General features: G+C 73.3%; 16 protein-coding genes and 1 pseudogene. 10 read left to right on the top strand and 7 right to left on the bottom strand.

The genetic code is table 11. The features are described 5' to 3' along the window. The first annotated feature begins 29 nt into the window (after positions 1-29). Positions 30-656: a MarR family winged helix-turn-helix transcriptional regulator gene (locus FRAAL_RS04930; RefSeq protein ID WP_011602338.1), complete on the top strand. Its 627-nt coding sequence runs from the start codon at positions 30-32 to the stop codon at positions 654-656. Between the two features lie 78 nt (positions 657-734). On the opposite strand, the gene FRAAL_RS04935 is transcribed toward FRAAL_RS04930, so the two are convergent. Continuing rightward, complete coding sequence (locus FRAAL_RS04935; protein WP_041938856.1) at positions 735-1,031, bottom strand: hypothetical protein; 297 nt, start codon at positions 1,029-1,031, stop codon at positions 735-737. Between the two features lie 283 nt (positions 1,032-1,314). Here FRAAL_RS04935 and groES point away from each other — a divergent pair, with 283 nt between their 5' ends. Beyond that, positions 1,315-1,620, top strand: coding sequence for a co-chaperone GroES (groES, locus tag FRAAL_RS04940; protein ID WP_009740479.1), 306 nt, complete (start codon positions 1,315-1,317; stop codon positions 1,618-1,620). A 126-nt stretch (positions 1,621-1,746) separates the two neighbouring features. Then, positions 1,747-3,399: a chaperonin GroEL gene (gene groL, locus FRAAL_RS04945; protein ID WP_011602340.1), complete on the top strand. Its 1,653-nt coding sequence runs from the start codon at positions 1,747-1,749 to the stop codon at positions 3,397-3,399. A gap of 278 nt (positions 3,400-3,677) precedes the next feature. On the opposite strand, the gene FRAAL_RS04950 is transcribed toward groL, so the two are convergent. Together FRAAL_RS04950 and FRAAL_RS04955 are read right to left on the bottom strand one after the other, a co-directional pair. Beyond that, positions 3,678-4,010, bottom strand: a complete 333-nt coding sequence (locus FRAAL_RS04950; RefSeq protein WP_011602341.1) for a WhiB family transcriptional regulator — start codon at positions 4,008-4,010, stop codon at positions 3,678-3,680. A 961-nt stretch (positions 4,011-4,971) separates the two neighbouring features. After that, on the bottom strand, positions 4,972-5,388 hold the full coding sequence (locus FRAAL_RS04955) for a DUF5319 domain-containing protein (RefSeq protein ID WP_009740476.1): 417 nt from the start codon (positions 5,386-5,388) through the stop codon (positions 4,972-4,974). Between the two features lie 211 nt (positions 5,389-5,599). On the opposite strand from FRAAL_RS04955, the gene FRAAL_RS04960 reads away from it, so the two are divergent. The 6 genes from FRAAL_RS04960 (at position 5,600) to FRAAL_RS04985 (ending at position 15,436) form a co-directional block, all read left to right on the top strand. Beyond that, entirely contained in the window at positions 5,600-5,779 is a 180-nt protein-coding gene (locus FRAAL_RS04960) for a hypothetical protein (protein ID WP_055749742.1), read from the top strand. Beyond that, positions 5,776-7,398: an IMP dehydrogenase gene (gene guaB / locus FRAAL_RS04965; protein ID WP_041938858.1), complete on the top strand. Its 1,623-nt coding sequence runs from the start codon at positions 5,776-5,778 to the stop codon at positions 7,396-7,398. The genes FRAAL_RS04960 and guaB overlap by 4 nt, the downstream gene beginning before the upstream one ends. A 158-nt stretch (positions 7,399-7,556) precedes the next feature. After that, a complete protein-coding gene (locus FRAAL_RS04970; RefSeq protein ID WP_011602345.1) occupies positions 7,557-8,687 on the top strand; it encodes a GuaB3 family IMP dehydrogenase-related protein in 1,131 nt (376 codons plus the stop codon). 190 nt (positions 8,688-8,877) lie between these two features. Beyond that, complete coding sequence (locus FRAAL_RS04975) at positions 8,878-10,287, top strand: hypothetical protein (protein WP_011602346.1); 1,410 nt, start codon at positions 8,878-8,880, stop codon at positions 10,285-10,287. A gap of 388 nt (positions 10,288-10,675) precedes the next feature. Next, a complete protein-coding gene (locus tag FRAAL_RS35730) occupies positions 10,676-13,891 on the top strand; it encodes a hypothetical protein (protein ID WP_011602347.1) in 3,216 nt (1,071 codons plus the stop codon). A gap of 135 nt (positions 13,892-14,026) precedes the next feature. After that, positions 14,027-15,436 (top strand): ABC transporter substrate-binding protein, encoded by a 1,410-nt coding sequence (locus FRAAL_RS04985; RefSeq protein WP_041938860.1) that lies wholly within the window; start codon positions 14,027-14,029, stop codon positions 15,434-15,436. Positions 15,437-15,583: 147 nt separating this feature from the next. Here the strand turns inward: FRAAL_RS04985 and FRAAL_RS04990 are convergent. The 4 genes and pseudogenes from FRAAL_RS04990 to FRAAL_RS05005 form a co-directional block, all read right to left on the bottom strand. Then, positions 15,584-16,181: pseudogene (locus tag FRAAL_RS04990) on the bottom strand (GTP-binding protein). After that, a complete protein-coding gene (locus FRAAL_RS04995) occupies positions 16,162-16,521 on the bottom strand; it encodes a DUF742 domain-containing protein (RefSeq protein ID WP_011602350.1) in 360 nt (119 codons plus the stop codon). The pseudogene FRAAL_RS04990 and the gene FRAAL_RS04995 overlap by 20 nt, the downstream one beginning before the upstream one ends. A 25-nt stretch (positions 16,522-16,546) precedes the next feature. Then, entirely contained in the window at positions 16,547-16,969 is a 423-nt protein-coding gene (locus tag FRAAL_RS05000) for a roadblock/LC7 domain-containing protein (protein WP_009740465.1), read from the bottom strand. Then, positions 16,966-21,042 (bottom strand): sensor histidine kinase, encoded by a 4,077-nt coding sequence (locus FRAAL_RS05005; protein WP_011602352.1) that lies wholly within the window; start codon positions 21,040-21,042, stop codon positions 16,966-16,968. Before FRAAL_RS05005 ends, FRAAL_RS05000 begins: the two co-directional genes overlap by 4 nt. A gap of 516 nt (positions 21,043-21,558) precedes the next feature. On the opposite strand from FRAAL_RS05005, the gene guaA reads away from it, so the two are divergent. Continuing rightward, entirely contained in the window at positions 21,559-23,163 is a 1,605-nt protein-coding gene (gene guaA / locus FRAAL_RS05010) for a glutamine-hydrolyzing GMP synthase (protein WP_173402725.1), read from the top strand. Positions 23,164-23,260: the final 97 nt, after the last annotated feature.

The raw sequence follows: 23,260 nt of genomic DNA on the forward strand, positions 1-23,260 counted from the left end.
ACTCTGACCGGGACGGGTACCCTGGGGCGGTGAGCGACGCCGCAGCGGCCGCGGAGCCCGAGACCGGGGCCGACGGCCTGCCCGAGGATCTCGGGCAGGATCTGGGCTGGCTGCTGGGCCAGGTGCAGTACGGCTACCTCGCGGCCTCGGCCGCCGCGGTCGGCGAACTACCCGGCGGCCTGCGCGCGCTGCACGTCCTCGGCGCGGCCGTCGGCGGCGAGGCGCGCAACCAGATCGAGGTGGCCCGCCGGTTCGGCATCGACCGGACGGTGATGGTGCGCCTCGTCGACGATCTCGAGCGGGCGGGTCTGGTCGAGCGCCATCCCGACCCGGCCGACCGGCGGGCCCGCATCATCACCGCGACCGACCAGGGGGCGCGCCTGTACGCGTCGACCCAGGAGGACCGTCGCCTCGTCGATCAGCACGTGCTCGCCGGGCTGGCCCCGCAGGAGCGGGAGCGGTTCGTCGCGCTGCTGCGCCGGATCGCGGCGCGGCTGCTGGCCGTCGATCCCACCCACGGCGCGGCCGCCTGCGACGCGGCTCGGCGGGAGATCGAGGCGCACGAGGCCGGGTGCCCGTCGGCGGACGACTGCCCCACGGGCGGTGAACCCGCACCGGGCGGCGACCGCGGGCAACGGGCGGCCGCCGGCGGCTGACCGCGGCTCAGGCGGTGGCCACGGAGGTGCCAGGGGCGGGGATGGACCGGCGCGGCCGACACCGGCGTGGCGCTGGGCTCAGTGGGCGGGGTGGACCTGGTGGAACGGCCAGGCGTGGGGGGTACCGGCGACCAGTCCGTCGGGTGGCGGCGGCAGCGGAGCCGTGGCGGGCTCGTTGGTGGTGGCGGTGTCCGGGCCGGCGGCCACGTCGGTCGGTGCGGCGTCGGGCAGCCGGAGGATCATCACGACGAGGTCACCCCCCGGTTGGCGACTGAGATATACCTCACCTTTTCGGCCGCCGAGGGCGGCGACAGCCCAGTCCCGCAGGTCCGTCAGGCGGCCGGGCGTCGCCCTGGCCTCCCACATCCAGATCATGTCCGGGTCCCATCCAGCGTGGCCGAAGGCGGTCGGGGCCGGTTGCGCGGTCCCGCGCCGGGAAGGGGCCGGGGCGAGTCGGCGCGGCCGGCGCGGTCGGGCGGGCGGTGCCCGGTTCCCGGCCGTCTTGACAGATCCGACCTTGTTGGTTGACGTGTGTGGTGCGGGTGCTAGGTTGGCACTCGGCACGTGAGAGTGCCAGCGACAACAGGCGCCTGTTCACCCGCGACGGCAGGCCGCCAGGGTCGCTCTCTCATCCAGCGCAGGAAGGGGGAGGTCGATCGTGACGACCGCCACCAAGGTTGCTATCAAGCCTCTCGAGGACCGCATCGTTGTGCAGCCCTCCGACGCCGAGCAGACCACCGCATCCGGCATCGTGATTCCGGACACGGCGAAGGAGAAGCCCCAGGAGGGCACCGTCCTCGCGGTCGGCCCGGGTCGATTCGAGGACGGCAAGCGCGTCCCGCTCGACGTCAAGGTCGGCGACGTGGTGCTCTACAGCAAGTACGGCGGCACCGAGGTCAAGTACTCGGGCGAGGAGTACCTCGTGCTCTCCGCTCGTGACGTCCTCGCGATCATCGAGAAGTAGACCGCTCGCCGGTAGCAACGCAAGGGGCGCGCCCCGCTGGTGGCCGTCCGGTTTCCGCCGGGCCCGCCGGCGGGGCGCGCCCTTGCGGTTTCCCACCGGTCATCGGTGTCGGGAGGACAACCAGGTATGCCGAAGATTCTCACGTTCAACGAGGACGCCCGCCACGCGCTCGAGCGCGGCGTCAACGCGCTGGCCGACGTGGTCAAGGTGACGATCGGCCCGCGTGGGCGCAACGTCGTCATCGACCAGTCCTACGGCGCGGCGACGATCACCAACGACGGGGTGACGATCGCCCGGCTGGTCGAGCTGGAAGACCCGTACGAGAACCTGGGTGCCCAGCTCGCCAAGGAAGTCGCCACCAAGACCAACGACGTCGCCGGTGACGGCACCACCACCGCGACGGTGCTCGCCCAGGCGATGGTCCGTTTCGGTCTGAAGCAGGTCACCGCGGGGGCCGCGCCGCTGTCGCTGAAGCTGGGCATCGAGGCCGCCGTCGAGGCCGTCTCCGCCGCCCTGCTGGAGCAGGCGATCGAGGTCAGCTCGAGGCAGACGATCGCCCAGGTCGCCGCCATCTCCGCCCAGGACACCCAGGTCGGGGAGCTGATCGCCGAGGCGATCGACAAGATCGGCAAGGACGGCGTCATCACGGTCGAGGAGAGCCAGACCCTCGGGCTGGACCTCGAGCTGACCGAGGGGATGCAGTTCGACAAGGGCTACATCTCGCCGTACTTCGTCACGGACGCCGACTCGCAGGAGGCCATCCTCGAGGACGCGTACGTCCTGCTGTACCCGGGCAAGATCTCGGCGCTGAACGAGATCCTGCCCATCCTCGAGCAGGTCGTGCAGGAGCGTAAGCCGCTGCTGATCATCGCCGAGGACATCGAGGGCGAGGCGCTGTCCACCCTGGTGGTGAACTCGATCCGCAAGACCTTCCAGGTCGTCGCGGTGAAGGCGCCCGGCTTCGGGGACCGCCGCAAGGCGCTGCTGCAGGACATCGCCGTACTCACCGGCGGCCAGGTGGTGGCCGGCGAGGTCGGGCTCTCGCTCGACGCGGTGACCCTCGCGGACCTCGGCCGGGCCCGGCGCGTCGTGGTGGACAAGGAGAACACCACCATCGTCGACGGCGGCGGCGAGGCCGACGCGGTCGCCGACCGGGTGCGCCAGCTCAAGGCGGAGATCGAGACCAGCGACTCCGACTGGGACCGCGAGAAGCTCCAGGAGCGGCTCGCCAAGCTCGCCGGCGGGGTCGCGGTCATCCGCGTGGGTGCCGCCACCGAGGTGGAGCTCAAGGAGAAGAAGCACCGCCTCGAGGACGCCGTCTCGGCGACCCGCGCGGCGATCGAGGAGGGCATCGTCGCCGGCGGCGGCGCGGCCCTGGCGCACGTCACCTCCGTCCTCGACGACGGCCTCGGCCGCACCGGGGACGAGCTCGCCGGTGTCCGGATCGTGCGTACGGCCCTCGACGCCCCGCTGAACTGGATCGCGCGCAACGCGGGTCTGGAGGGCGCGGTCATCGTCGCCAGGGTCAAGGACCTCGCACCGGGTCACGGCTACAACGCCGCGACCGGGGAGTACACCGACCTGATCGCGGCCGGAGTCATCGACCCGGTCAAGGTCACCCGTTCGGCGGTGGCGAACGCCGCCTCGATCGCGGCGTTGCTCATCACCACGGAGAGCCTCGTCGTCGAGAAGCCGGCGGTGTCCGACGGCGACCATGGGCACTCCCACGGTCACGGCCACAGCCACGGGCACAGCCACCCGCAGGGCCCCGGTTTCTGATCGGAAGCCGTCCCGCGAGGCCCGGCCGGGTGACTCCGGCCGGCGCCCCGCCCGCGGCAGCGAAACGGCCCGCTCGGTCCCCGATCAGGGGTCCGAGCGGGCCGTCGCCGTTTCCGGGTGTTCATCCGGCGGCCGGCCGCTCGACGAAGGGCGGCCGGCCGGCGGGCGCCACCCGAACGACTGGGCGAGACCGGCCGGTGGGCCCGCTCACCCGTCGCGGGTGATCGTCATGGTCGGGATCGGATGTCCGGCCAAGTCGTCACCTGCCGCGGGGCCGGTCAGCAGGCCGGCGCGAGCCCCGGCCGCGCGGGGACGCGGCGAGCCACCCCCCGCCGCGAGCGGCCGGTGAGGATCGCCTCCCGTTCCGATTCGCTGAGCCCTCCCCAGACGCCGTAGGGCTCCCGGGCGGTCAGTGCGTACTCCCCGCAGGCGCGGATGACCGGGCACCGGGCGCAGATCGCCTTGGCCGCGGCCTCGCGGGCGGCCCGGGCCGGTCCGCGTTCGCCCTCCGGGTGGAAGAACAGCTCGGTGCTCTCCCCGCGGCACGCGCCATGCAGTTGCCACTCCCACTTCTCCGCGCCGGGGCCGGGAAGTCGTCGGACGTCGGTCATCGGCCTGAGCCCCCCTTTCGACCTGAGCGGCAAGCGCCGCGGGCTCACCGTAGTACGGTCACCCTTTCGGTGATCTTGAAAAAATTCACCCGGGCGACCCCGCGTCGCCTGTCGTCAGGTCCGGTGTGCCGCGCCGGCACAGCCCCCGCCGGGACGCGGCGCGGATCCACGGGTCGTCCGATGGTCGCGTGACCGGGCGAGGCCTCCCGTCCGGTGCCACCGGCCGCCCGGACGGATCCGGAATCGGGAGGGACGTCCGGTCCGTGGGTCCGGCGGACAACTTCGTGGACGGTGGTTCGCCTACCCCGGCGATCGCCTGGTCACACGGCCCGGCCGGAACGTCACCGGCGAAGGCTGCAACTCGGGGCCGCCTGGGCGGCCTCCGCGGCCCGGCATATCCCCGGCGGGGCCACCGGCGCCGGACTAATCGTGCGAAACGGAAGAAATAAACAAAACGGATTAACCGGTACAAGCGACCGATGGAGAGCCGACGTCGGACGGCCGGGGAACGCCCTGGGTCGACCGTCGGCTGGCAGGGACATGCCAGCGGGCGACAGGTGGCGCCGGGCTGCCCGCGGACTGTCCGGGAACGGACAGTCCGGGCTGGCCCGAAAGTCGTAATGGCGGCGGGTCGGCGGGAGGCGCGCGGGCGGCGCCGGGACGCCGGCCGGAGTCGAAGCCGGCCGTCGGGATCGCCGAGAACAGGGCTCGGGAGCCCGCGATGGTGGGCCGGAGGGGGCGTGGTGTGGCGCCGGCGAACCCGGTGATCGGCCGGGTGCACGCCGCCGACCACATGCGCGGCGACGGTCCCGCGGCGAGAACGCGAAGGTGGTCACGGCGGCGCGGGTGCGCCCAGGCGGCCGGAGGGGGAGGTCCGGCGCACAGGCGCTACTGGACCTGCCCGCGGTGGCTCCCGCCTCCACCCGCGGGGGCTCCCGCCAGGCCGGGGACGTGCCCGGGCTCAGCGGGAGTCGGCCTCCGAGGCGGCTGAGGCCTCGTACACGCCGTCGGCGAAGCCGCGGGCATATTCCCAGCTCACGTAGCACGACGGGTCGGGAGAGAAGGCCGGCTCGTGGACGCGCGTCCGCCCCTCGTTGAGGAGGTTGCGCAGATTGCCAGCCAGCAGCTCCCAGTCGAAGTAGTGGGGCTCGGCGCAGCCCTCGCAGTCGACGACGAGGCCGCGGTAGCCGCGCGGCTCGAGCAGCGTGCGGAAGACGTCGAGGTCTCCCAGCTCGGCGAGGACCTCCTCCCGCTCGTGCAAGGACAGCGGTTCGAGCAGGTCGAGGTCGTCGACGGAGTCGAGGCGCGCGAGCTCGGCGGCCGGATCCTCGGGGTCACCCGCGAAGGGGTCGACAGGCTCGTCGCTCACGTCGACCACGCTACGCTTGCCCGGACTGCTAAGTGGTCCCGATCAGGAGTCTCGGCACCGTTGTGCAGTGCTTGTGGACAGGTCCGTGTAGGTCCGTCTGCTGTTGCGCGACCCGCGTGGCGCTGGTCGGACCCCGGATGAGCCGCCCGCGGCGGACCTGCCGCGATCTCCGTCACGCCGCGACCGCCCACAAGCGCCACCGACCTCTACGATGGGGTACATGCCGCCGCCTGGCGACCGGCTCGCCGGTGACGGGTTGATGACCCGTTCCGCCTGGTGGGCGGCCGGGCCGGCCGCCCACCAGGCATCCGGCGGGGCCGTGGCCGCCGGGCGGGTTCCCAGCGCCGCGGTACCGGTCAGCGCCGCGGCACCGGTCATCGCGGAACGGAAGGTGCCATGAACGCTCCCGTCGCCACCGATCACTCCCCGTCGGCTCCCCGCACGTCGGCTCGCGCGGCGTCGGCGGGTGGCTCCGTCGACTCCCAGGTGGACCTGTTGGGAGCCGACGCACCGGTGCCGCCAAAGCTGGCAATGCTGGGCCTGACCTTCGACGACGTCCTGCTGCTGCCGGCGGCCTCCGATCTCGTGCCCGCCGAGGCCGACACCACGACCCGGTTGTCGAGGTCCATCTCCCTCGCCGTGCCCCTGGTGTCCTCCGCCATGGACACGGTGACCGAGGCGCGGATGGCGATCGCGATGGCGCGCCAGGGCGGCGTCGGGGTGCTGCACCGCAACCTCTCGATCGAGGACCAGGCGCAGCAGGTCGACATGGTGAAGCGGTCCGAGTCCGGGATGATCACCGCGCCGGTGACCTGCGGGCCGGAGGCCACCCTCGAGGACGCGAACGTGCTCATGGCGCGTTACCGCATCTCGGGTGTTCCGGTCACCGAGCCGGACGGCCGGCTGGTCGGGATCGTGACCAACCGCGACATCCGCTTCGAGCGGGACTACTCCCGCCGGGTGCAGGACGTCATGACGCGAATGCCGCTGATCACCGCGCCGGTCGGCGTGTCGCCCGAGGACGCACTGGAGCTGCTGCGCCGGCACAAGATCGAGAAGTTGCCGATCGTCGACGATCAGGGTCGGCTGTGCGGGTTGATCACGGTCAAGGACTTCACCAAGCGTGAGCAGTACCCGCATGCCACCAAGGACGCCGACGGCCGGCTGATGGTCGGTGCCGCGATCGGGGTGGGCGAGGACGCCTACAAGCGGGCGCAGGTCCTCGTCGCGGCGGGCGTCGACTTCCTCATCGTGGACACCGCCCACGGCCACCAGCGGGCCGTGCCGGACATGGTCCGCCGCATCAAGACCGACATCCCGACCGGGGTCGACGGTCGGCCCCTGGACGTCATCGGCGGCAACGTCGCGACTGGCGCGGGCGCCGCGGCCCTCATCGCCGCGGGCGCGGACGCGATCAAGGTCGGCGTGGGTCCCGGCTCGATCTGCACCACCCGGGTGGTCTCCGGGGTCGGCGTCCCGCAGGTGACGGCGATCTACGAGGCGTCCCGGGTCGCCCGGGAACACGGGGTGCCGGTGATCGGGGACGGCGGCCTGCAGTACTCCGGCGACATCGCGAAGGCCATCGCGGTCGGGGCGGACACCGTCATGCTGGGCAGCCTGCTCGCCGGCGTCGACGAGAGCCCGGGCGAGCTGATCTTCATCAACGGCAAGCAGTACAAGGCCTACCGCGGCATGGGGTCGCTCGCGGCGATGCGCAGCCGGGGCGGGGCCCGGTCCTACTCGAAGGACCGCTACTTCCAGGACGACGCGCTCTCCGACGACAAGCTCGTCCCGGAGGGCGTCGAGGGGCAGGTGCCCTACCGTGGCCCGCTCGCGGCCGTGGCGCACCAGCTCGTCGGCGGGCTGCGGGCCGCGATGGGGTACACCGGCTCGCCGACCATCCGGCGGCTGCAGGATGATGCGCAGCTGATCCGGATCACTTCCGCGGGCCTGACCGAGAGCCACCCGCACGACATCCAGATGACCGTCGAGGCGCCGAACTACAACTCCTCGCGCTGAGGCCGCCGCCGCGGTTGCGCCCCTCGTCACCCCCCGGCCCCGTCCCGACACCGGCGATCAGGTGCCCGTGACGGGGGCGTCGGCGCGCGGGCGACCAGAGCAGGTACGTCAGTGTCCGGCCGGCGTGAGCCCGCCGACCCAACCAGGAGGCGCCAGCAGTGGCAGAGGTCGAGATCGGTATCGGCAAGAACGCGCGGGTCGCGTACGGTCTCGACGCCGTCGGCATCGTCCCGTCGCGTCGGACCCGCGATCCGCAGGACGTCTCGCTGGCCTGGGAGATCGACGCCTACCGCTTCGACCTGCCGCTGGTGGCGGCCGCCGCCGACGCCGTCACCTCGCCGGCGTCGGCGATCGCGCTCGGCCGGCTCGGCGGGCTCGGCGTCCTGCACGTCGAGGGGCTGTGGACCCGGTACGAGCAGCCCGAGGACCACATCGGCGAGCTCACCGAGATCGGCGCCAAGGAGGGACAGCAGGCGGCGACCGAACGGCTGCGCGCGCTGTACGAGTCGCCGGTGCTGCCGGAGCTCATCGCTCGCCGTCTCGGCGAGCTGCGCGACGCCGGGGTGGTCGTCGCCGCGGCGCTGCGCCCGCAGAAGGTCCGCGCGCTGAGCCAGCACGTGCTGGCGGCCGGTGTCGACCTGCTGGTCATCCACGGCACCGCGGTCTCCGCCGAACACCAGTCCCGGCGCAGCGAGCCCCTCAACCTCAAGCGGTTCATCGGCGAGCTGGACGTTCCCGTGCTGGTCGGGGGGTGCGCGTCGTTCTCGACCGCGCTGCACCTGATGCGGACCGGCGCCGCCGGGGTCATCGTCGGCGTCGGTTCGGGCCTGGGCGACCGGACCCATGACGTGCTCGGGGTGGGGGTCCCGCTCGCCACCGCCATCGCGGACGCCGCCGGAGCCCGGATGCGCTACCTCGACGAGTCGGGTGGCCGCTACGTCCACGTCGTCGCGCACGGCGACCTGCAGACCGGCGGTGACCTCGCAAAGGCGATCGCCTGTGGCGCCGACGCGGTCATGGTGGACGCGGCGCTGGCGGCGGCAGAGGACGCGCCGGGCCAGGGCGGGATGTGGCCGATGGACGTGCTGCACTCCGACCTGCCGCGTGGACGGTGGGCGCCGGCCCCCCCGACGGGCACCCTGGCGCAGATCGTCACAGGGCCCGGCGCGGCCACCGGAACGGGCCTGCTCAACCTCGCCGGCGGTCTGCGGACCGCCATGGCGACGACCGGGTACGCGACCCTCAAGGAGTTCCAGAAGGCCGAGATCATGGTGACCGCCGGCTCCTGACCGGCCCGGGGGCCGTCGGCGCCCGAGCCGGCCGCGGGTATCCCTGCGGGCGATCGGCCGCGCGGCGGGCCGATACCCGACTCCGGCGGAACAGTCCACGCCCCGACGGTGGCGGCGGTACCCGGCCGATCCGGACCCCTGGTGGACATGGCACCCTGGGAGCGTCCGTCTCCGGCACGAAGGACGACAGATGCGCCTCGACGAGCACGGCCGCTGGGTCAGCGATGACGGCGCCTACCTCTGGGACGAAGCCGCCCAGACGTGGCAGCCGTCCTCCGCTGTGCCGCCGGCAGGCTCCAGCGGCGACCCGGCGCGGGCGCAGCCGGCCGGCACCGTCGACGCCGGGTCGCGTGATGGCGGCGATGCGCGCCCGGGCGGCCTGGCCGACGCCACCGCTGCGGGCTCCCCGGCCTACCCGGGGTCGGTCTTCGGGTCCGGCCCGGGTGGCACGCCGGACGGTGGGCGGGGCGCCGCCGCCCCGGCGCGCGGTGCGGGGCTCGGATCGCCCGCCGTGGTGCGCCACGAGGTCCGTCCTGGATCGCCGCGTCCCGGAAGCTCGGCCGCGGGCGAACCGCCGGCCGGTGCGAACCCGCCGGGTGTTCGCGGCCTGTTCGGCGCCGCCGGCCTGACCGGCGGCGTGCGCTCGGCGGGCGGACCGGGCTCGGCCGGTGACCTTGGCGGCCCGGCCGCCGGCTCCGGCCCGGCCGCCGGCTCCGGCCCGGCCGCCGGCTCCGGCTCGGCCCCTGGCTCTGGCATGACCACGGGGGAACTGGCGTCCTACGGCGGCACCGGGCAGTTCGGGCGGTGGGCTTCGCCGGACGCCCCGCCGGACGCCGACGCAGCCGGGCCGAGCGGCCCGCCGCACGTGACCGCGCCGACCGCTGCCACCGGGATGACTTCCGCCGGCACCACGGGCCCCGGCCCCGCCGGCACCCCCGGGGGCTGGCACGACGGCGATGCGACCGGCGAGTTTCGGCGGGTCGGTGCGCCGACGGGTACGGGGGCCCCGCCGGCGCGGGCGGCCGGTGTGGCGGACTGGGACGATGACCTCGACGACGAGGGTGACTCCGGCACCGACGCTTTCGGTGGCGGGAATCCCTTCGGCGGCACGGAGCCTGGCCGCGGCACGAAGTTCGATGGCGAACCCGAGTCCGGTTGGGCACCGTCGGGACCGCGCAGGCCGGCGTCGGCGGTCGCCCGCCCGGCCGCCGCCGGGGGGCTGGGCGAACGCGTCGGCGGGTTCCTCCGGCAGGCCCGCGATCGTCCCCCGCTGCTGATCGCGGCCATCGTCGTGCTGGTCTGCGTGGGCCTTGGGGTCGCGGGATTCCTCGCTTTCGGCGGGGGCGGCTCGGACGGTGGGTCGGCCGTGGGTGCCGCGGCAGCCGGCAAGGGCCATTACAGCAAGGCCGTCCGCGAGGCGTATCTGAGCTCCTGCCTGGACGTCAGCAACGGCAACGAGGGGTACTGCACCTGCACTCTGGACAAGCTGGAGGCCACCTACACGGAGGAGGAGTACAAGCGGTTCAACGCCAGCGTCCAGTCGGAGTCGTCGCGGCGCATCGTGCGCGAGATGTACGCCGCCTGTCGTGACAAGCGATGACTCCCTCCCGTGTACCATGGTCAGTCGGAGCTAAGACCCCATATCCTTCCGGGCTTATGGGCGACCCGCCAGCGAGCTATTGCTTTTTTGCCGGCCGTACGGTAGGACGTCCATCACGCATAGCCACACGATCACGGCCAGGCGGTGCGCGGGGCCGCAGACCGGGATCGCATGCCTCCGAGCGGCGCTGCTCCCGACCGACTGATCTGGCTGGGTGCGGGTTGCGACGAGATGGTTCAGACAATGCACGTCCACACGATGGCTGCCCACATCGTGCTGATCTGGGGGGCAGGAGATGCCGCCCGATGACCATGCACCGTAGCCCGGGGCCCGAGGGCCCTGCGTCTGCCGTTCCGTCCACCCGCGTGCCGAGGCGGGGGGCAGTTCGGTGACGACCCACGATGCCGATGTGAACGGCCCGGCCCGGCCGGCTCCGCCCCGCCGCGACGACGACTTCTTCGCCGTCGAGCGGGTCGGCGAGCCCGAGTCCCGCCCCTCCGCCGCGCCGTCCCAGGTCTCCTTCGCCCCGACCCCCTGGCCACCGCAGTCCGCCGAGCCGCCGAACGCGGGGCCGCCGAACGCGGGGCCGGTGAACTCCGGGCCGCGGGCGGTCCGGCCGCAGGACTCCGCCGTGGCGCCGCCCGGCGGGCCGCCGCGCCGCACCGATCCCTTCGACGTCACCAGCACCTGGGACGGTCCGGCGCCGCGACCCGGAGGCGGGTCCTCGTCGATCTCCGTGGCGCCTCCGGTCGACGCCGTCGCGCCGGGCGGTTTCCGGCCGATGGCGAACCTGCCGTCGATGTCACCCCCGGTACCGCCCGCATCCGCCGGCGCCGGCCCGTCCGCCCGTCGGGAGCCGGGCGTCGACCGGATCGGATCGCCGGTGGCAGGTGGCCGGACCGGGCCCGGTGACCAGCGGGCGTGGGGTGGTTCGTCCGCGGACGCGGTGCGCGTCGGTGACTCGCCCCAGCACGGCGCGCCCGCGGCGGACCGGTCCGCCGGCGGTTACACCGACCCGTTCACCGGCGGTTTCCCCATCTCCGCCCGTCCGGTCCCCGCCACCGGTCCCCGTACGGGTCCGACCCCGTTGTCGTCTCAGCCCCCGGCGGCCTACCCGGTCGCGGCGCCACGGCAGGCCGCGTACCCGCCGTCCGCGCCCGCCGGCCCGCCGGCGTCCGCGGGCTTCTCCGCGGCCCCCGCCATGCCCGGCACGAACGGCATGCCCGGTACCAACGGCATGCCCGGCAGCAACGGCATGCCCGGTACCAACGGCATGCCCGTGGCCGGAGCCGCGTCTGCAGCCGCACCGCCGGGAACGGCCGGCCGGGCGACCGGTTCGCCGTTCGGGGGGGCCCGCCAGCCGGAGCCCGGGACGCAACAGCGCGTGGGACCGGACGGCTTCGGCGTGACCGACGCCAGCCCGCATCCGGCTCGGCCGGCGATGCCCGGCGGTCGCGGCCCGGGTTGGACCGGCCCCGGCGGCTACGGACCCCAGGGCGGGGCCGACCTGCCCGCCACCGCGGGCAGTGGGCGGGAGGCCCCTCGGCAGACGGATCCGTGGAACGGCCACAGCTCGCCGCGGCTGCGGCCGCCGGCGTCACCCGCAGCCGACCCGGCCCAGGCAGGCTGGGGGACGGGCGGGCAGGCTCCCGACTACCCGTCGGTGCCGCCGCGCGGCTTCGGTGGGGTGGGTGCCTACCCGTCGCGGGAGTCCGGAGCTGGAGCTGCGGGCCGACCCGGGGACCTCGCCGCGCGCGGCCAGGCCGCGGCCGCCGGCGAGGCGTTCGCAGCCGGGGCGGCGGCGCCCCCGGCAGGAGGTGTGTACGACCGCGCGGGCGCCGGCCCGCTTCTCGGCGCCGGCGCGGCGTCGGCGAGCCTGTCGGGACCGGCCGCTGGGATCGAGCCGGGGCCTGCGGTCGATCGCGGGCGCTCCGGCCCCACCGCGGCGCCCCTCGCTCGACCAGAACGCCCCCGGGATGCGTCGCAGGGTGCGCCCGGCGCCTCGGCCTGGCGCAACCCGTTGACCGACACCGGCAGTTTCGTCCGCCCGCTGCCGCCGCCCGGCGTCCCCGGCTCGCTCGCCGACCGGGAAGATCCCCTGTCGGGGCCGTTGCCGGTGGGACGGCGTCGCCGTGGGTCCGGGGTCGGGATGGCCGGGGCTGGAGTGCCGGAGGCTGGAGCGCCCGGACCCGCCGGGCCTGGAATCGGTGAGTCTGGAGTCGGAGCGCCTGGAATCGGGGGAGCCGGCACCGGCTGGCGTGCGCCCGCCGCCTCGCCGGCGGGGGAGCGCCACCTGTCCCCTGCTCGGGAGGGAGCAGCGACAGGCGTCGACCGAGCCGGTTCCGCCTCGGTCGCGCCGGACGCGGCCCCGGTCGGCATGCGAGCCGGTGGCCCGCCTCCGCGGCGGGTCGAGGAGACGATGACGACAGCCCGGCCGCTGTACCGGCCGGATGCACCGGCTACCGGTGGGCAGCCCGAGGGCAGGCCCGGGCAGCCCGGCGAGGCGGGCGGTCGGAGCCCCGGCGCGGCCGGCCCCACCGGGCGCCGGCCGGAGACGCCGGCCGAGATGACCTCCCTGGTCACCCGGCGAGCATCGGGCCGGGGACGGGGCGGCGCCGCGAACTCGGCGGGGGACGACGACAGCGGTTGGCAGCCGTCCCGGACGGTGCGCAAGCCGAGCGGTCGCAGCGTTCCCGCCGATCGTCGCCGCACGCCGAATCCGGTGACTGACACCGACAGCCTGCAGCCGGTCTCCGCCCCGTCCGCGGGACGGCCCACTGCCGGCGGTCGGGTGGAAGGCCGTTCCGACACCGGCGAGCGGCGGCGGCGCACAGCCGACCGGGCAGCCCGCAGCGGCGCGACCGGGCCGGGGGCGCGCCGCGCCACGGGTCGGCGAGCGGACACCACCGGCGGCCATGGCGGTGGCGGCCATGGCGGTGGCGGCCATGGGGGTGGGGGCCATGGGGGTGGCGGCCCTGCGAGCCCGCAGCGGCGGTCCGCGCGCGCGGCGACGTCCTCGGGACTGCTGGAACCGACCGACCGCCGGGACGCGACGCCCGACGACGAGCCGCCGCTCGAGGACCGGCTGGCCTGGCTCCGGCAGGGCTGGATCGGCCCGCTGGCGGTCGCGCTGGTCGTGGCGCTGCTGGCGGTCGGCGGCTATGTCCTGCTGCGCGGTGGCGGCAACGAGGGCGGCGGGCCGATCACCGCGAGCCCGTCGGCCGACGCCTCGGCCACCCCGGCGACGACCAACCCGGACGCCCTCACCGGCAAGGCGATGATCGACGGCAGCTGGCAGTGCCGCCTGGTCACCGTCACCGATCCGATCAGCCTGTCCCACGAGGTGGTGGGGGTGCTGGTGGTCCAACGCACGGCGGGCGACTACACCTGGAACGGCGTGGGCGGCCAGTACACGATCACCCCCGTGGCCGGCAACGACGGCGGGAATGTGATCGGCGACGTGAGGTTCACCAGCGGTCCGCTGAAGGACCTCGCGGCGGTGCACATCGCCAAGCCGGGGGACGGAATCCGCGGGAAGGCGCAGGGCACCCTGGATCTCAAGGCCAACGGGACTGCGCCGCATCGAATCTGCGGAGTGAACTGAGAACATCCGTCCCTATGCTGACTGTAAGCGGGAACGGCGAAATGTCTGTTCTAACCGGTGGGTCGGCGATGCCGGCCGGTCGGCGGGCGACCCCGGTTGTCGGGTTTAGACGGCGGTGCGGCAGGATCAGGTGCCATGCTCAGGTCTGACCGTGGTATGGGTGGCTGGCGGCGTTCCGCCGCCGGCAACGAGAAGGATGTGGCCGGCGGGGTGGGCGGCGGTGTCCCGGCGGCTGTCGGGACCGGTCGACCGGCCGTCGACCGGCGCAGTCTGCTCCGCTGGGCCGGGACCGCCGCGGTGGCCGCGCCGGCCGCCGGGTTGCTCGCCGCCTGCGGCGGGTCGTCGTCCTCCGATGGTCCGCGCAAGGTGCGTCTCGGGTACGTGACCTCCCGTACCGGGACGCTCAGCTCCTACAGCGTGGTCGATTCGTACGTCGTCCAGACGATGCGGTCACTGCTCGCCGACGGGGTCAAGGTGGGCGGTCGCAGCTACCCGGTGGAGATCTTCGTCCGCGACGCGGAGTCCGACCGGCACCGGGCCGGGATCGCCGCGACCGACCTGATCTTCAAGGACAAGGTCGACATCGTCCTGGTCGGCGGAACCTCGGACACGGCCATTCCGGTCGCCGATCAGTGTGAGATCAACCAGGTTCCGTGTATCTCGACGAGCGCCCCCTGGCAGTCCTGGTGGAACGGGCGCGGCGGTAACGTCGACATGCCCTTCCACTGGACCTACCACTTTTACTGGGGGATGGAGGACGTCGTCGCCACCTATGTGGCGATGTGGCGCCAGCTCGGGATCACCAAGGTGGGGTTGATGTATCCCGCGGACGATGACGGCCAGGCATTCGCCAACCCCGACTTCGGAATTCCCACCATCCGCAACTTTGATTTTCAGCTCACCTCGCCGGCGACCTCGGGCTACCAGGTGGGAGCGCCGTCGTTCGACTCCTACCTGAGCGCCTTCAAGGCCGCCGGCGTCCAGGCGGTCGTCGGCATCGCCCAGGCAGCGGACTTCGCCACCTTCCGGCGCCAGACCCGAACCGCGGACTTCACCCCGAAGGCGCTGACCGTGTCGAAGGCGCTGAACTTCCAGGAGGACGTCCGGGCGCTCGGGTCCAACGGCGACGGGCTGACCACCGAGGTCGCCTGGTCGCCCGCACACCCCTACCGCAGCTCGCTGAACAACAAGACCTCCCAGGACCTGGCCAGTGACTTCGCCAGCGCCCGCGGCCGCGGCTGGACGCAGTCGCTGGGCTTCTCCTACGCACTGTTCGAGGTGGCCGTGAAGGCGCTCGGCGGCGCCGCCTCGCTGGACCGGGAGGCGATCGCCGCGGCCGTCAAGGAGGTCGACGCCCAGACGATCGTCGGCCCGGTGGCGTTCGGATCCCAGTCGAACGTGCCGAAGAACGTGGCCCGAACCGCGCTGGTCGGCGGGCAGTGGGACCAGGTCGACAACGACTTCGCGCTCAAGGTCGTGAACAACAGCGGCAACAGCAAGGTCGGGGTGGACACGCAGTTGCGCCCGCTCCCGCCGCCGGTCTGAGCGGCGGACCGCCGACGCACACACGCGAGGGGCCCCGGGACACGTGTCCCGGGGCCCCTCGCGTTGTCTGGTGGGTCCGGACTGCGGCAGCTCAGGTTCGCGGCAGTGCAGGTGTGCAGGTGTGCAGCGGTGCAGGGTTGCAGCGGGTCAGGCGCGAGCGGCCGCCCGCGACATCGTGTGCTCGACCACGGCGATCAGCGCGCTCTTGGTCGAGTCCCGGTTGCGGGCGTCGCAGGTGATGATCGGCACGGTCGGGCTGATCTGCAGTGCCTCGCGGACATCCTCGATGGAGTGCCGCAGGATGCCGTCGAAGCAGTTGACGCCGATGACGAACGGCAGCTGACGCTTGTTCGAAGTAGTCGACGGCGGCGAAGCAGTCGGCCAGCCGGCGGGTGTCGGCCAGGACGATCGCGCCGATGGCGCCCCGGACGATGTCGTCCCACATGAACCAGAAGCGGTACTGCCCGGGCGTCCCGAACAGGTACAGGATCAGGTCCTCGTCGAGGGAGACGCGGCCGAAGTCCATCGCGACCGTGGTCGTGGTCTTGTCGGACAGGTGGGTGAGGTCGTCGACGTGGGCTCCCGCCTCGGTCATGACGGCCTCGGTACGCAGCGGGACGATTTCGGACACCGAGCCCACAAAGGTGGTCTTCCCGGCGCCGAATCCTCCCGCCACCACGATCTTCACCGAAGTCGTGGCGACGGAGGAGTTGACCCGTCTGTTGTCAGAGCTTTCGAAGGCCACTGAGAACCCTTTCGAGCAACGCGAGATCCGGTGCCTCGTCGCGGTCAGGCTGCTGGTGGACGCGGACGAAGCCTTCGTCCGCCATGTCGCCGACCAGCACACGGGCGACTCCCAGAGGCACCCGGAGCCCGGCGGCGATCTCCGCGATGGATCGCACCTGCCGGCACATGGCGGCGATGGTCTGTTGCTCGAGGTTGAGGCCGATGGCCCGTTCCTCGCCGAGCGGCGTCGTGAAGACGAGCGCCTCGATGGCGAGCTCGTAGCGTGACCGAGTACGCCCGCCGGTCATCGCGTAGGGACGGACGACCGGACCGGGCGCGTTCTCGGGATCGATACTCACCCTGACTCCCTGTGCTGCCGCTCGTTCACCGCGGAAGCGTTCCCTGCAGCTCGGCCCGCAGCGCCGGGGTGAGAACATCCTTCGCCCGGCTGACCAGCAGTGCCATCTCGTAGCCGACCAGGCCGATGTCGCACGACGGCGCCGCCAGCACCGCCATGCTCGCCCCGTCGCTGATCGACATGATGAACAGGAAGCCGTGTTCCATCTCGACGACGCTCTGCGTCACGGCGCCCGCCTCGAACACGCGTGCCGCCCCCTGGGTCAGGCTCACCAGCCCGGAGGCCACCGCGGCGAGCTGGTCGGCCCGGTCGCGGGGAAAGCCGTCGGAGACGGCCAGCAGCAGCCCGTCCGCGGACACCACCACGGTGTGGGCGACACCCGGGACTCGATCGACAAAATTGTTGATCAACCAGTTGAGGTTCTGAGCCTCAGAACTCACGGGTGTCACCGTTCCTCCTGCGCGTCACGTCGGGGATTCCTCGTGGTGTCGACTCCGACATCACGTCCCTGCCGCACGCCCTGGTAGAAGCTGGCAAGCCGGCCACCGACGGCCTCGGGAGACCTGGTCGAGGTTTCGGCGGGACGCCGGCTTGGCGCGGGTTCGGCGCTGCCGGGCACGAGATGGGTCATGGGAACTCGCACCGGCAGGCCCGATCGCGTCACGCCACCGCTGCTCGGCTGGCGCAACGACTCGGCTGCCTGCCAGCCGGCGTCCCCGGGAGAGCTCCAGCCTCCCCGGTCCGGCGGCTGTGCCGTTTGGTGCTGTGGTGCCGTCTGGTGCTGTGGTGCCGTCTGAAGCGGTGGTGCAGCCTGAAGCGGTGGCACGGACTGGTTCGGTGCCGGTGGCTGGTGGGACTGCGCCGCCGTGGGCTGTGGCCTGGTGCCCGGTTGCCCGGCCCCCGGCCGCACCGGGCCGCCGGGGGCCGGGGACTGGTGCGGCGCGGCGAAGGCGGCCACCGGCGCCGGCGCGGCCGGCTCGGCCGCCGCCGGGCGGGCGGGTGTGGCGGGCTCGGCCGCCGGACGGGCCGGACCGCGCTGCCCGAAGGCCCCGCCGATGCCGGGACGCCCGACCGGCCGGGCCGGGACCGCGGCCGCCGGCTCGCCGGCCGCACGCGCGGCAGCCGCGGAGGCCTGGCGCTGGGCCGATGCCGCGTCGCCCGGTGTCCGGCGCTGGAACCACGCGGACACCGAGTCGAAGATCGGCGAGGTCTCGACGTCGTCGGTCTCCGACTCGGCCGTGGCCTGCTCGCCGGTGATCTCGGCGGGCGCCGGCTCCGCGACCCGACCGGGAACGGTCGGTGTCTGCGGTCCGGCCTGCGGGAGGGTCCGTGCCTGCGGCTGAGGCCCCGCCTGCGACTGGGGACCGGTCCGTGACTGGGGACCGGTCGGCGCCTGCGGGCGGATCGGCGGCCGCAGGCCGGCCGGTGACGGCGGGCCGGCCGGTGACGGCGATCCGGTGGCGGGCTCGGGGCGTGGCCGCGCCTGTGGTTCGGGCCGGTCGTCCGCGCGGGCGAACACGTCGCCCGGCCGCGGGGCGACCGGCTCGACCGGATGCCTGGGTGCCTCGTGGTCGGCGCGGTCCCGGAGGTTCGGGCGCTCCCGCACGGGCAGCTTCGGCGTCGCCTCGGGCTGCTCGCCCGTGGCGGGCTCGGCGTCCGTGGGCCGGGGGCGGGTCGGCCAACGGTTGTCCCCGAACGACACGGGGCTCGTGACGTCCGGTGCGGGCTGCTCGCGGCGGGCGGCCGGCCCGCGCCGGTCGATGGCCTCGGTGTCGGGGGTGACCCCGCCGGGTGACGCGCCGCGGGGAGCGGTGCCGCCGGCGGCACCGCCGGGTGGCGTGCCCGTGCGGCCCCGTGGCCCGCTGTCGTGGCCGGGCCGGACGTCGAGGTCGATCTCCTGGCTGTCGAAGTCCCGCGGGCCGCGGTCGTCGTCGGCGGGGCCGTCGGGCGCCCGGTCCTGCGGGCCGGTGCTCGGGAACTGCGCGGCCCGTCGTGCGGTGCCCCCGTCGCCCTCACGTGGCGCGGTCGACGGGGTGGACGCCGTGCCGCCGGTCTCGCTGTCCCGGTCGTTGCGGCCGTCCAGGCCGGGGGAGAACTCCTCCAGACCGAAGTCGCGCCGGTCCGCGGTGGGCATCGGGCCGGTCCGGTCGGAGCCGAGCTGCGCGGCCAGCGGGCCGGTCAGCGGAAACGGACCGGTGTTGGGGAAGCGCCGCGGACCACTGGAGTCGTCGAAGATGTTCTCCCGCGTCGCGGGCTCCGACTCGGGCCGGTGCCCGTTGCTCACCCCGTTGCTCGCGCCGGTACCCGCCGGGGTCGGGGCCCCGTTCGCGCGGTCGGGCGCCACGCCGTTACTCGGCCGCTCGGTGCGTTCCGCGGGCCGTCCGCCGCCGATCGCCGGGGCGGTCGCGGGCCGGTTCAGGGCCGGGGGACGGCCGGGCAGGGCGCCGGCGGCGCTGTCGCCGGTGACCAGCTTCGCGGGCAGCCGGACGACGGCGGTGATACCGCCCGACGCCGACTCCCGCAGCTGGACGCGGATGCCGTGCCGGCCGGCCAGCCGGCCGACGGCGAACAGTCCCATCGTGCGCGACACCGACACGTCAACGACCGGGGGATTGGCCAGCCGCTCGTTGACCCGCTCGAGCTCCTTGGCCGGCATGCCGATGCCCTGGTCCTCGATCTCGATCATCGCGCCGGCGCCGGGGCCGAGGGAATGGCTGGTCACGAGCACCTCGGTGACCGGCGGCGAGTACGAGGTGGCGTTCTCCAGCAGCTCGGCGACGAGGTGGACGACGTCGCTGACACCGTTGCCGGCGATGGACACCGGCGCGGCCGAGGTCTGCTTCACCCGGGTGTACTGCTCCACCTCGGAGATGGCGGCCAGGACCACCTCGTTGAGCGGCACGGGGTGCGTCCAGCGGCGGGCGGTGTCCGTGCCGGCGAGGACCAGCAGGCTCTCGTTGTTCCGCCGCATTCGGGTGGCGAGGTGGTCCAGCTTGAAGAGGTTGGAGAGCTGGTCGGGGTCCTGCTCGCGGTTCTCCAGGTCGTCGATCAGGCGGAGCTGGCGCTCGACCAGCCCCTGGCTGCGGCGGGAGAGGTTCACGAACATCGCGTTGACGTTGTTTCGCAGCGACGCCTGCTCGGAGGCCAGCCGGATCGCCTCACGGTGGACCTCGTCGAAGGCCCGGGCAACTTCACCGACCTCCTCGTCGGTGTTGATACCGACCGGTTCGATCGAGTCGTCGATGTCCTGGTCGGTGGAGTCACGCAGGCGGCGGACGGCCTCCGGCAGCCGGCGGTCGGCGATGTCGAGCGCCGCGGTCCGCAGCGCAAGCAGCGGCCGGACCAGCGACCGCGCCACGACGAGCGCGGACAGCAGGGCGGCGGCGAGGATGAGCACGATGAGCAGACCGGACAGCAGGGCCCGGTGCTGGATGTTGCCGCGCAGGGTGTCGACCCGGTCGTCCACGAGACCCAGGAGTTTGTCCGTGGCGTCGGTGCTGGTGTCGATGGTCTCCTGGGTCGCCCGGTTCCACTTCTCCGACTCGACGACGGTCAGGGGCTGGCCGATGGGCGCGTCCAGGACCTCCTCGACGTAATTCTGGGTGTTGCGGATGTCGCCATTGTTTTCGGTGTCGATTGTCGGGTTGTAGATGGCCTGCTGGGCTGGCCCGGCGACGTTTTCGAGGTCGTCGCGTTCCCGTGACCGCTGCGTCTCGGCCGACAGGAACTCGCGATAGTCACCTTCGGTGAAGACCTGGTTGCTGCCGCGTGGAAGCAGGCCGTAGACGAGGGCCTGCTGCTGCGCGAGGAGTTCCGTCCCCGACATGAGGAAGTAGGCCGTATTGACGCCGTCGTCGAGCTGCTGGTCGTCATTTCCCTGCGGGATGAGCTGGACCAGGTTGATCAGCGAGTCGATGATCGGCTGAAAGGCCGTCTGGACGGCTTTCGGGTCGACAACTCTTTGGATCGTCTGCCGCTTCGCGGGCAGCGAGTCCATCCGGGTCTGGACGTCGTCGAGGGCCCGCCGGACCTCGCCGCCGAAGGAACCGCGCCGTCCGTTGGCCACCGCCTTGTAGGCCTGGTAGGCATCGTTCACCGCCGCCTGGCGGGGCGGGACGGCGGCGTCGTCGCGGGAACCGACCGGGCCGCTCGCCACGAAGCCGGTGCTGTACGTCCGTTCCGTCTGCAGGGCATGGGCGAGCGTCGACGCGGACCGGCCGATCTCGGTGAGATCCGAGATCCGGTTGACGTCACGGGTGCTGGTCAACACCGTGCTGGCCTCGATGGAGGAGTAGACCAGGATCGCGATGACCGGCACGGCCAGAATCGCGATCAGCTTGGTGCGGACCCGCCAGTTGGTGGGGTTGCTGGCGGCGCGACGAAGGCGCACCAGACCGGACCCCGCGGGGTCCGGTGGCGCCGCTGGGCGATCGTCGCGCTGCCCGCCGTCTTCGGTGTCCACGGGCAAACCCGGCGCCGAGGTCGGCTCCGGATCTGCGGCGATGCCCGTGCTGCTGGCCATCGGTTGTCTGCGCACGTACCTTCGCAACCTCTCCGCCAGCCTCCCGGAACACGTCGTACCAGGATGGCTCGGTATCGGGCCCTGATGTCCCTTGCCAGGCACCATAGCGGTACGAAGTCGGCATCCGAAAGGCGCCTACCGTAAGCGCCTTGGTGGCCGCACGCCAGTTGTGGTCACGGCGCACGGAGTCACCGTCTGCGTAACCGTCGCGAAGCCCGACAACGTACGCCCATCGTGACGTAGCGGTTGTCCCGGTGAGTGGCACTGAAGGTGCAAAGCAGGCATCTGCGACATCCGCCGTTACGGGTCTTCGGGGGCGCCGCGATGCGCCGCCGGTTCCCGTGAACGGGCGCCGATGGGCGGCGGCCGGGCCCGGAAGGTCGCCCGAGTAGGCCTGGCCCACAGGTGCCGCAGGGTCCGTAGGCTTGCGGGGTGAGCGAGTTGCAGCGCAGCGATGCTGGTCACGATGTGAGACCGGGGGCCGTGGGCCCGGCGGGGGGCGCCCCGACGGCGCCGGTGGCCAGGCCCGGCACGCCCGCGGGCGCCGGTGCGCCGGGGCATCCCGGCTACGACACGGTGTTGGTGATCGATTTCGGCGCGCAGTACGCCCAACTGATCGCCCGACGGGTCCGGGAATGCCATGTGTACTCGGAGATCGTGCCGTGGGACATGCCCGTGGACGAGATCCTCGCCCGCAGACCGTCCGCACTGATCCTTTCCGGTGGGCCGAAGTCGGTGTACTCGCCGGGAGCGCCTCGGGTCGACCCTGCGTTGTTCGAGACCGGGCTGCCTATTCTCGGCATCTGCTACGGCCACCAGGTGATGGCCCAGGCGCTGGCCGGCTCGGTCGCCCGGACTGGAACGGCAGAGTACGGAGCGACTCGCCTGTCGGTGACCGGGCCGGGCGTCCTGTTCGACGGCCTGCCGGTCGCCCAGCAGGTGTGGATGTCGCACGGCGACTCCGTGACCGCGGCCCCGCCCGGCTTCCGGGTGACGGCGTCCACCCCGTCGACCCCCGTCGCCGCCTTCGAGGATCCGACCCGCCGCCTCTACGGCGTCCAGTTCCATCCGGAGGTGGTGCACAGCGAGCGCGGGCTCGACGTGCTGCGGCACTTCCTGCTGGTGGGTGCGGGCTGCCGGCCGACCTGGACCATGGTGAACATCGTCGACGAGGCGGTGGCGGCGGTGCGCGCCCAGGTCGGCTCGGGCCGGCTGATCTGCGGGCTGTCCGGCGGGGTGGACTCCGCGGTCGCCGCGGCGCTCGTGCACCGTGCTGTCGGTGATGCCCTGACCTGCGTTTTCGTTGACCATGGCCTGCTGCGGGCGGGTGAGGCCGAGCAGGTCGAGCGGGACTTCGTCGCCTCCACCGGCGTCGATCTCGTCCACGTGAAGGCGGCCGACCGGTTCGCCGCGGCGCTGGCGGGCGTGACCGACCCGGAGCACAAGCGGAAGATCATCGGACGGGAGTTCATCCGGGTCTTCGAGGAGTCGGCCCGCGAGCTGGAGGCCCGCGCCGAGGCCGAGGGTGCGACGATCGAGCACCTCGTGCAGGGGACGCTGTACCCCGACGTGATCGAGTCCGGTTCCCCGACCGCGGCGAAGATCAAGTCGCACCACAACGTCGGCGGCCTGCCGGAGGACCTGCGGTTCGGCCTGGTCGAGCCGTTGCGCACCCTGTTCAAGGACGAGGTGCGCCGCCTCGGTGAGGAGCTCGGCCTGCCCGAGGAGATCGTCTGGCGCCAGCCGTTCCCCGGCCCTGGACTCGCCGTCCGCATCATCGGTGAGGTCACCCCCGAGCGGCTCGACGTGGTCCGGGCGGCCGACGAGGTGGTCCGCGACGAGATCCGCCGGGCCGGCCTGGACCGGGAGATCTGGCAGGTCTTCGCGGTGCTGCTCGCGGACGTGCGGTCGGTCGGCGTGCAGGGCGACGAGCGCACGTACGGGCACCCGGTGGTGCTGCGCGCGGTCACCAGCGAGGACGCGATGACCGCCGACTGGGCGCGGCTGCCCTACGGGCTGCTCGAACGGATCTCCAACCGGATCGTCAACGAGGTGGGACAGGTCAACCGGGTCGTCTACGACATCACCTCGAAGCCCCCGGGCACCATCGAGTGGGAGTAGGCCCGAACGCCCGTCGGCGGCAGGCGCCCGGCGGTCCTGACCGCCGCCGGGCGCCTGCCGGTTTGACGTCCGGGCAAGTCCGGAGCACGCTGAACCT

The organism is Frankia alni ACN14a (genome assembly GCF_000058485.1).
In the GTDB taxonomy this organism is placed as follows: domain Bacteria; phylum Actinomycetota; class Actinomycetes; order Frankiales; family Frankiaceae; genus Frankia; species Frankia alni.

Excerpts from the sequence above, each read along its gene's own strand:
- FRAAL_RS04935 (WP_041938856.1), bottom strand. The coding sequence starts at position 1,031 with ATGATCTGGATGTGGGAGGCCAGGGCGACGCCCGGCCGCCTGACGGAC.
- groL (WP_011602340.1), top strand. The coding sequence starts at position 1,747 with ATGCCGAAGATTCTCACGTTCAACGAGGACGCCCGCCACGCGCTCGAG.
- FRAAL_RS04950 (WP_011602341.1), bottom strand. The coding sequence starts at position 4,010 with ATGACCGACGTCCGACGACTTCCCGGCCCCGGCGCGGAGAAGTGGGAG.
- FRAAL_RS04960 (WP_055749742.1), top strand. The coding sequence starts at position 5,600 with ATGCCGCCGCCTGGCGACCGGCTCGCCGGTGACGGGTTGATGACCCGT.
- guaB (WP_041938858.1), top strand. The coding sequence starts at position 5,776 with ATGAACGCTCCCGTCGCCACCGATCACTCCCCGTCGGCTCCCCGCACG.
- FRAAL_RS04975 (WP_011602346.1), top strand. The coding sequence starts at position 8,878 with ATGCGCCTCGACGAGCACGGCCGCTGGGTCAGCGATGACGGCGCCTAC.
- FRAAL_RS04985 (WP_041938860.1), top strand. The coding sequence starts at position 14,027 with ATGCTCAGGTCTGACCGTGGTATGGGTGGCTGGCGGCGTTCCGCCGCC.
- FRAAL_RS05005 (WP_011602352.1), bottom strand. The coding sequence starts at position 21,042 with ATGGCCAGCAGCACGGGCATCGCCGCAGATCCGGAGCCGACCTCGGCG.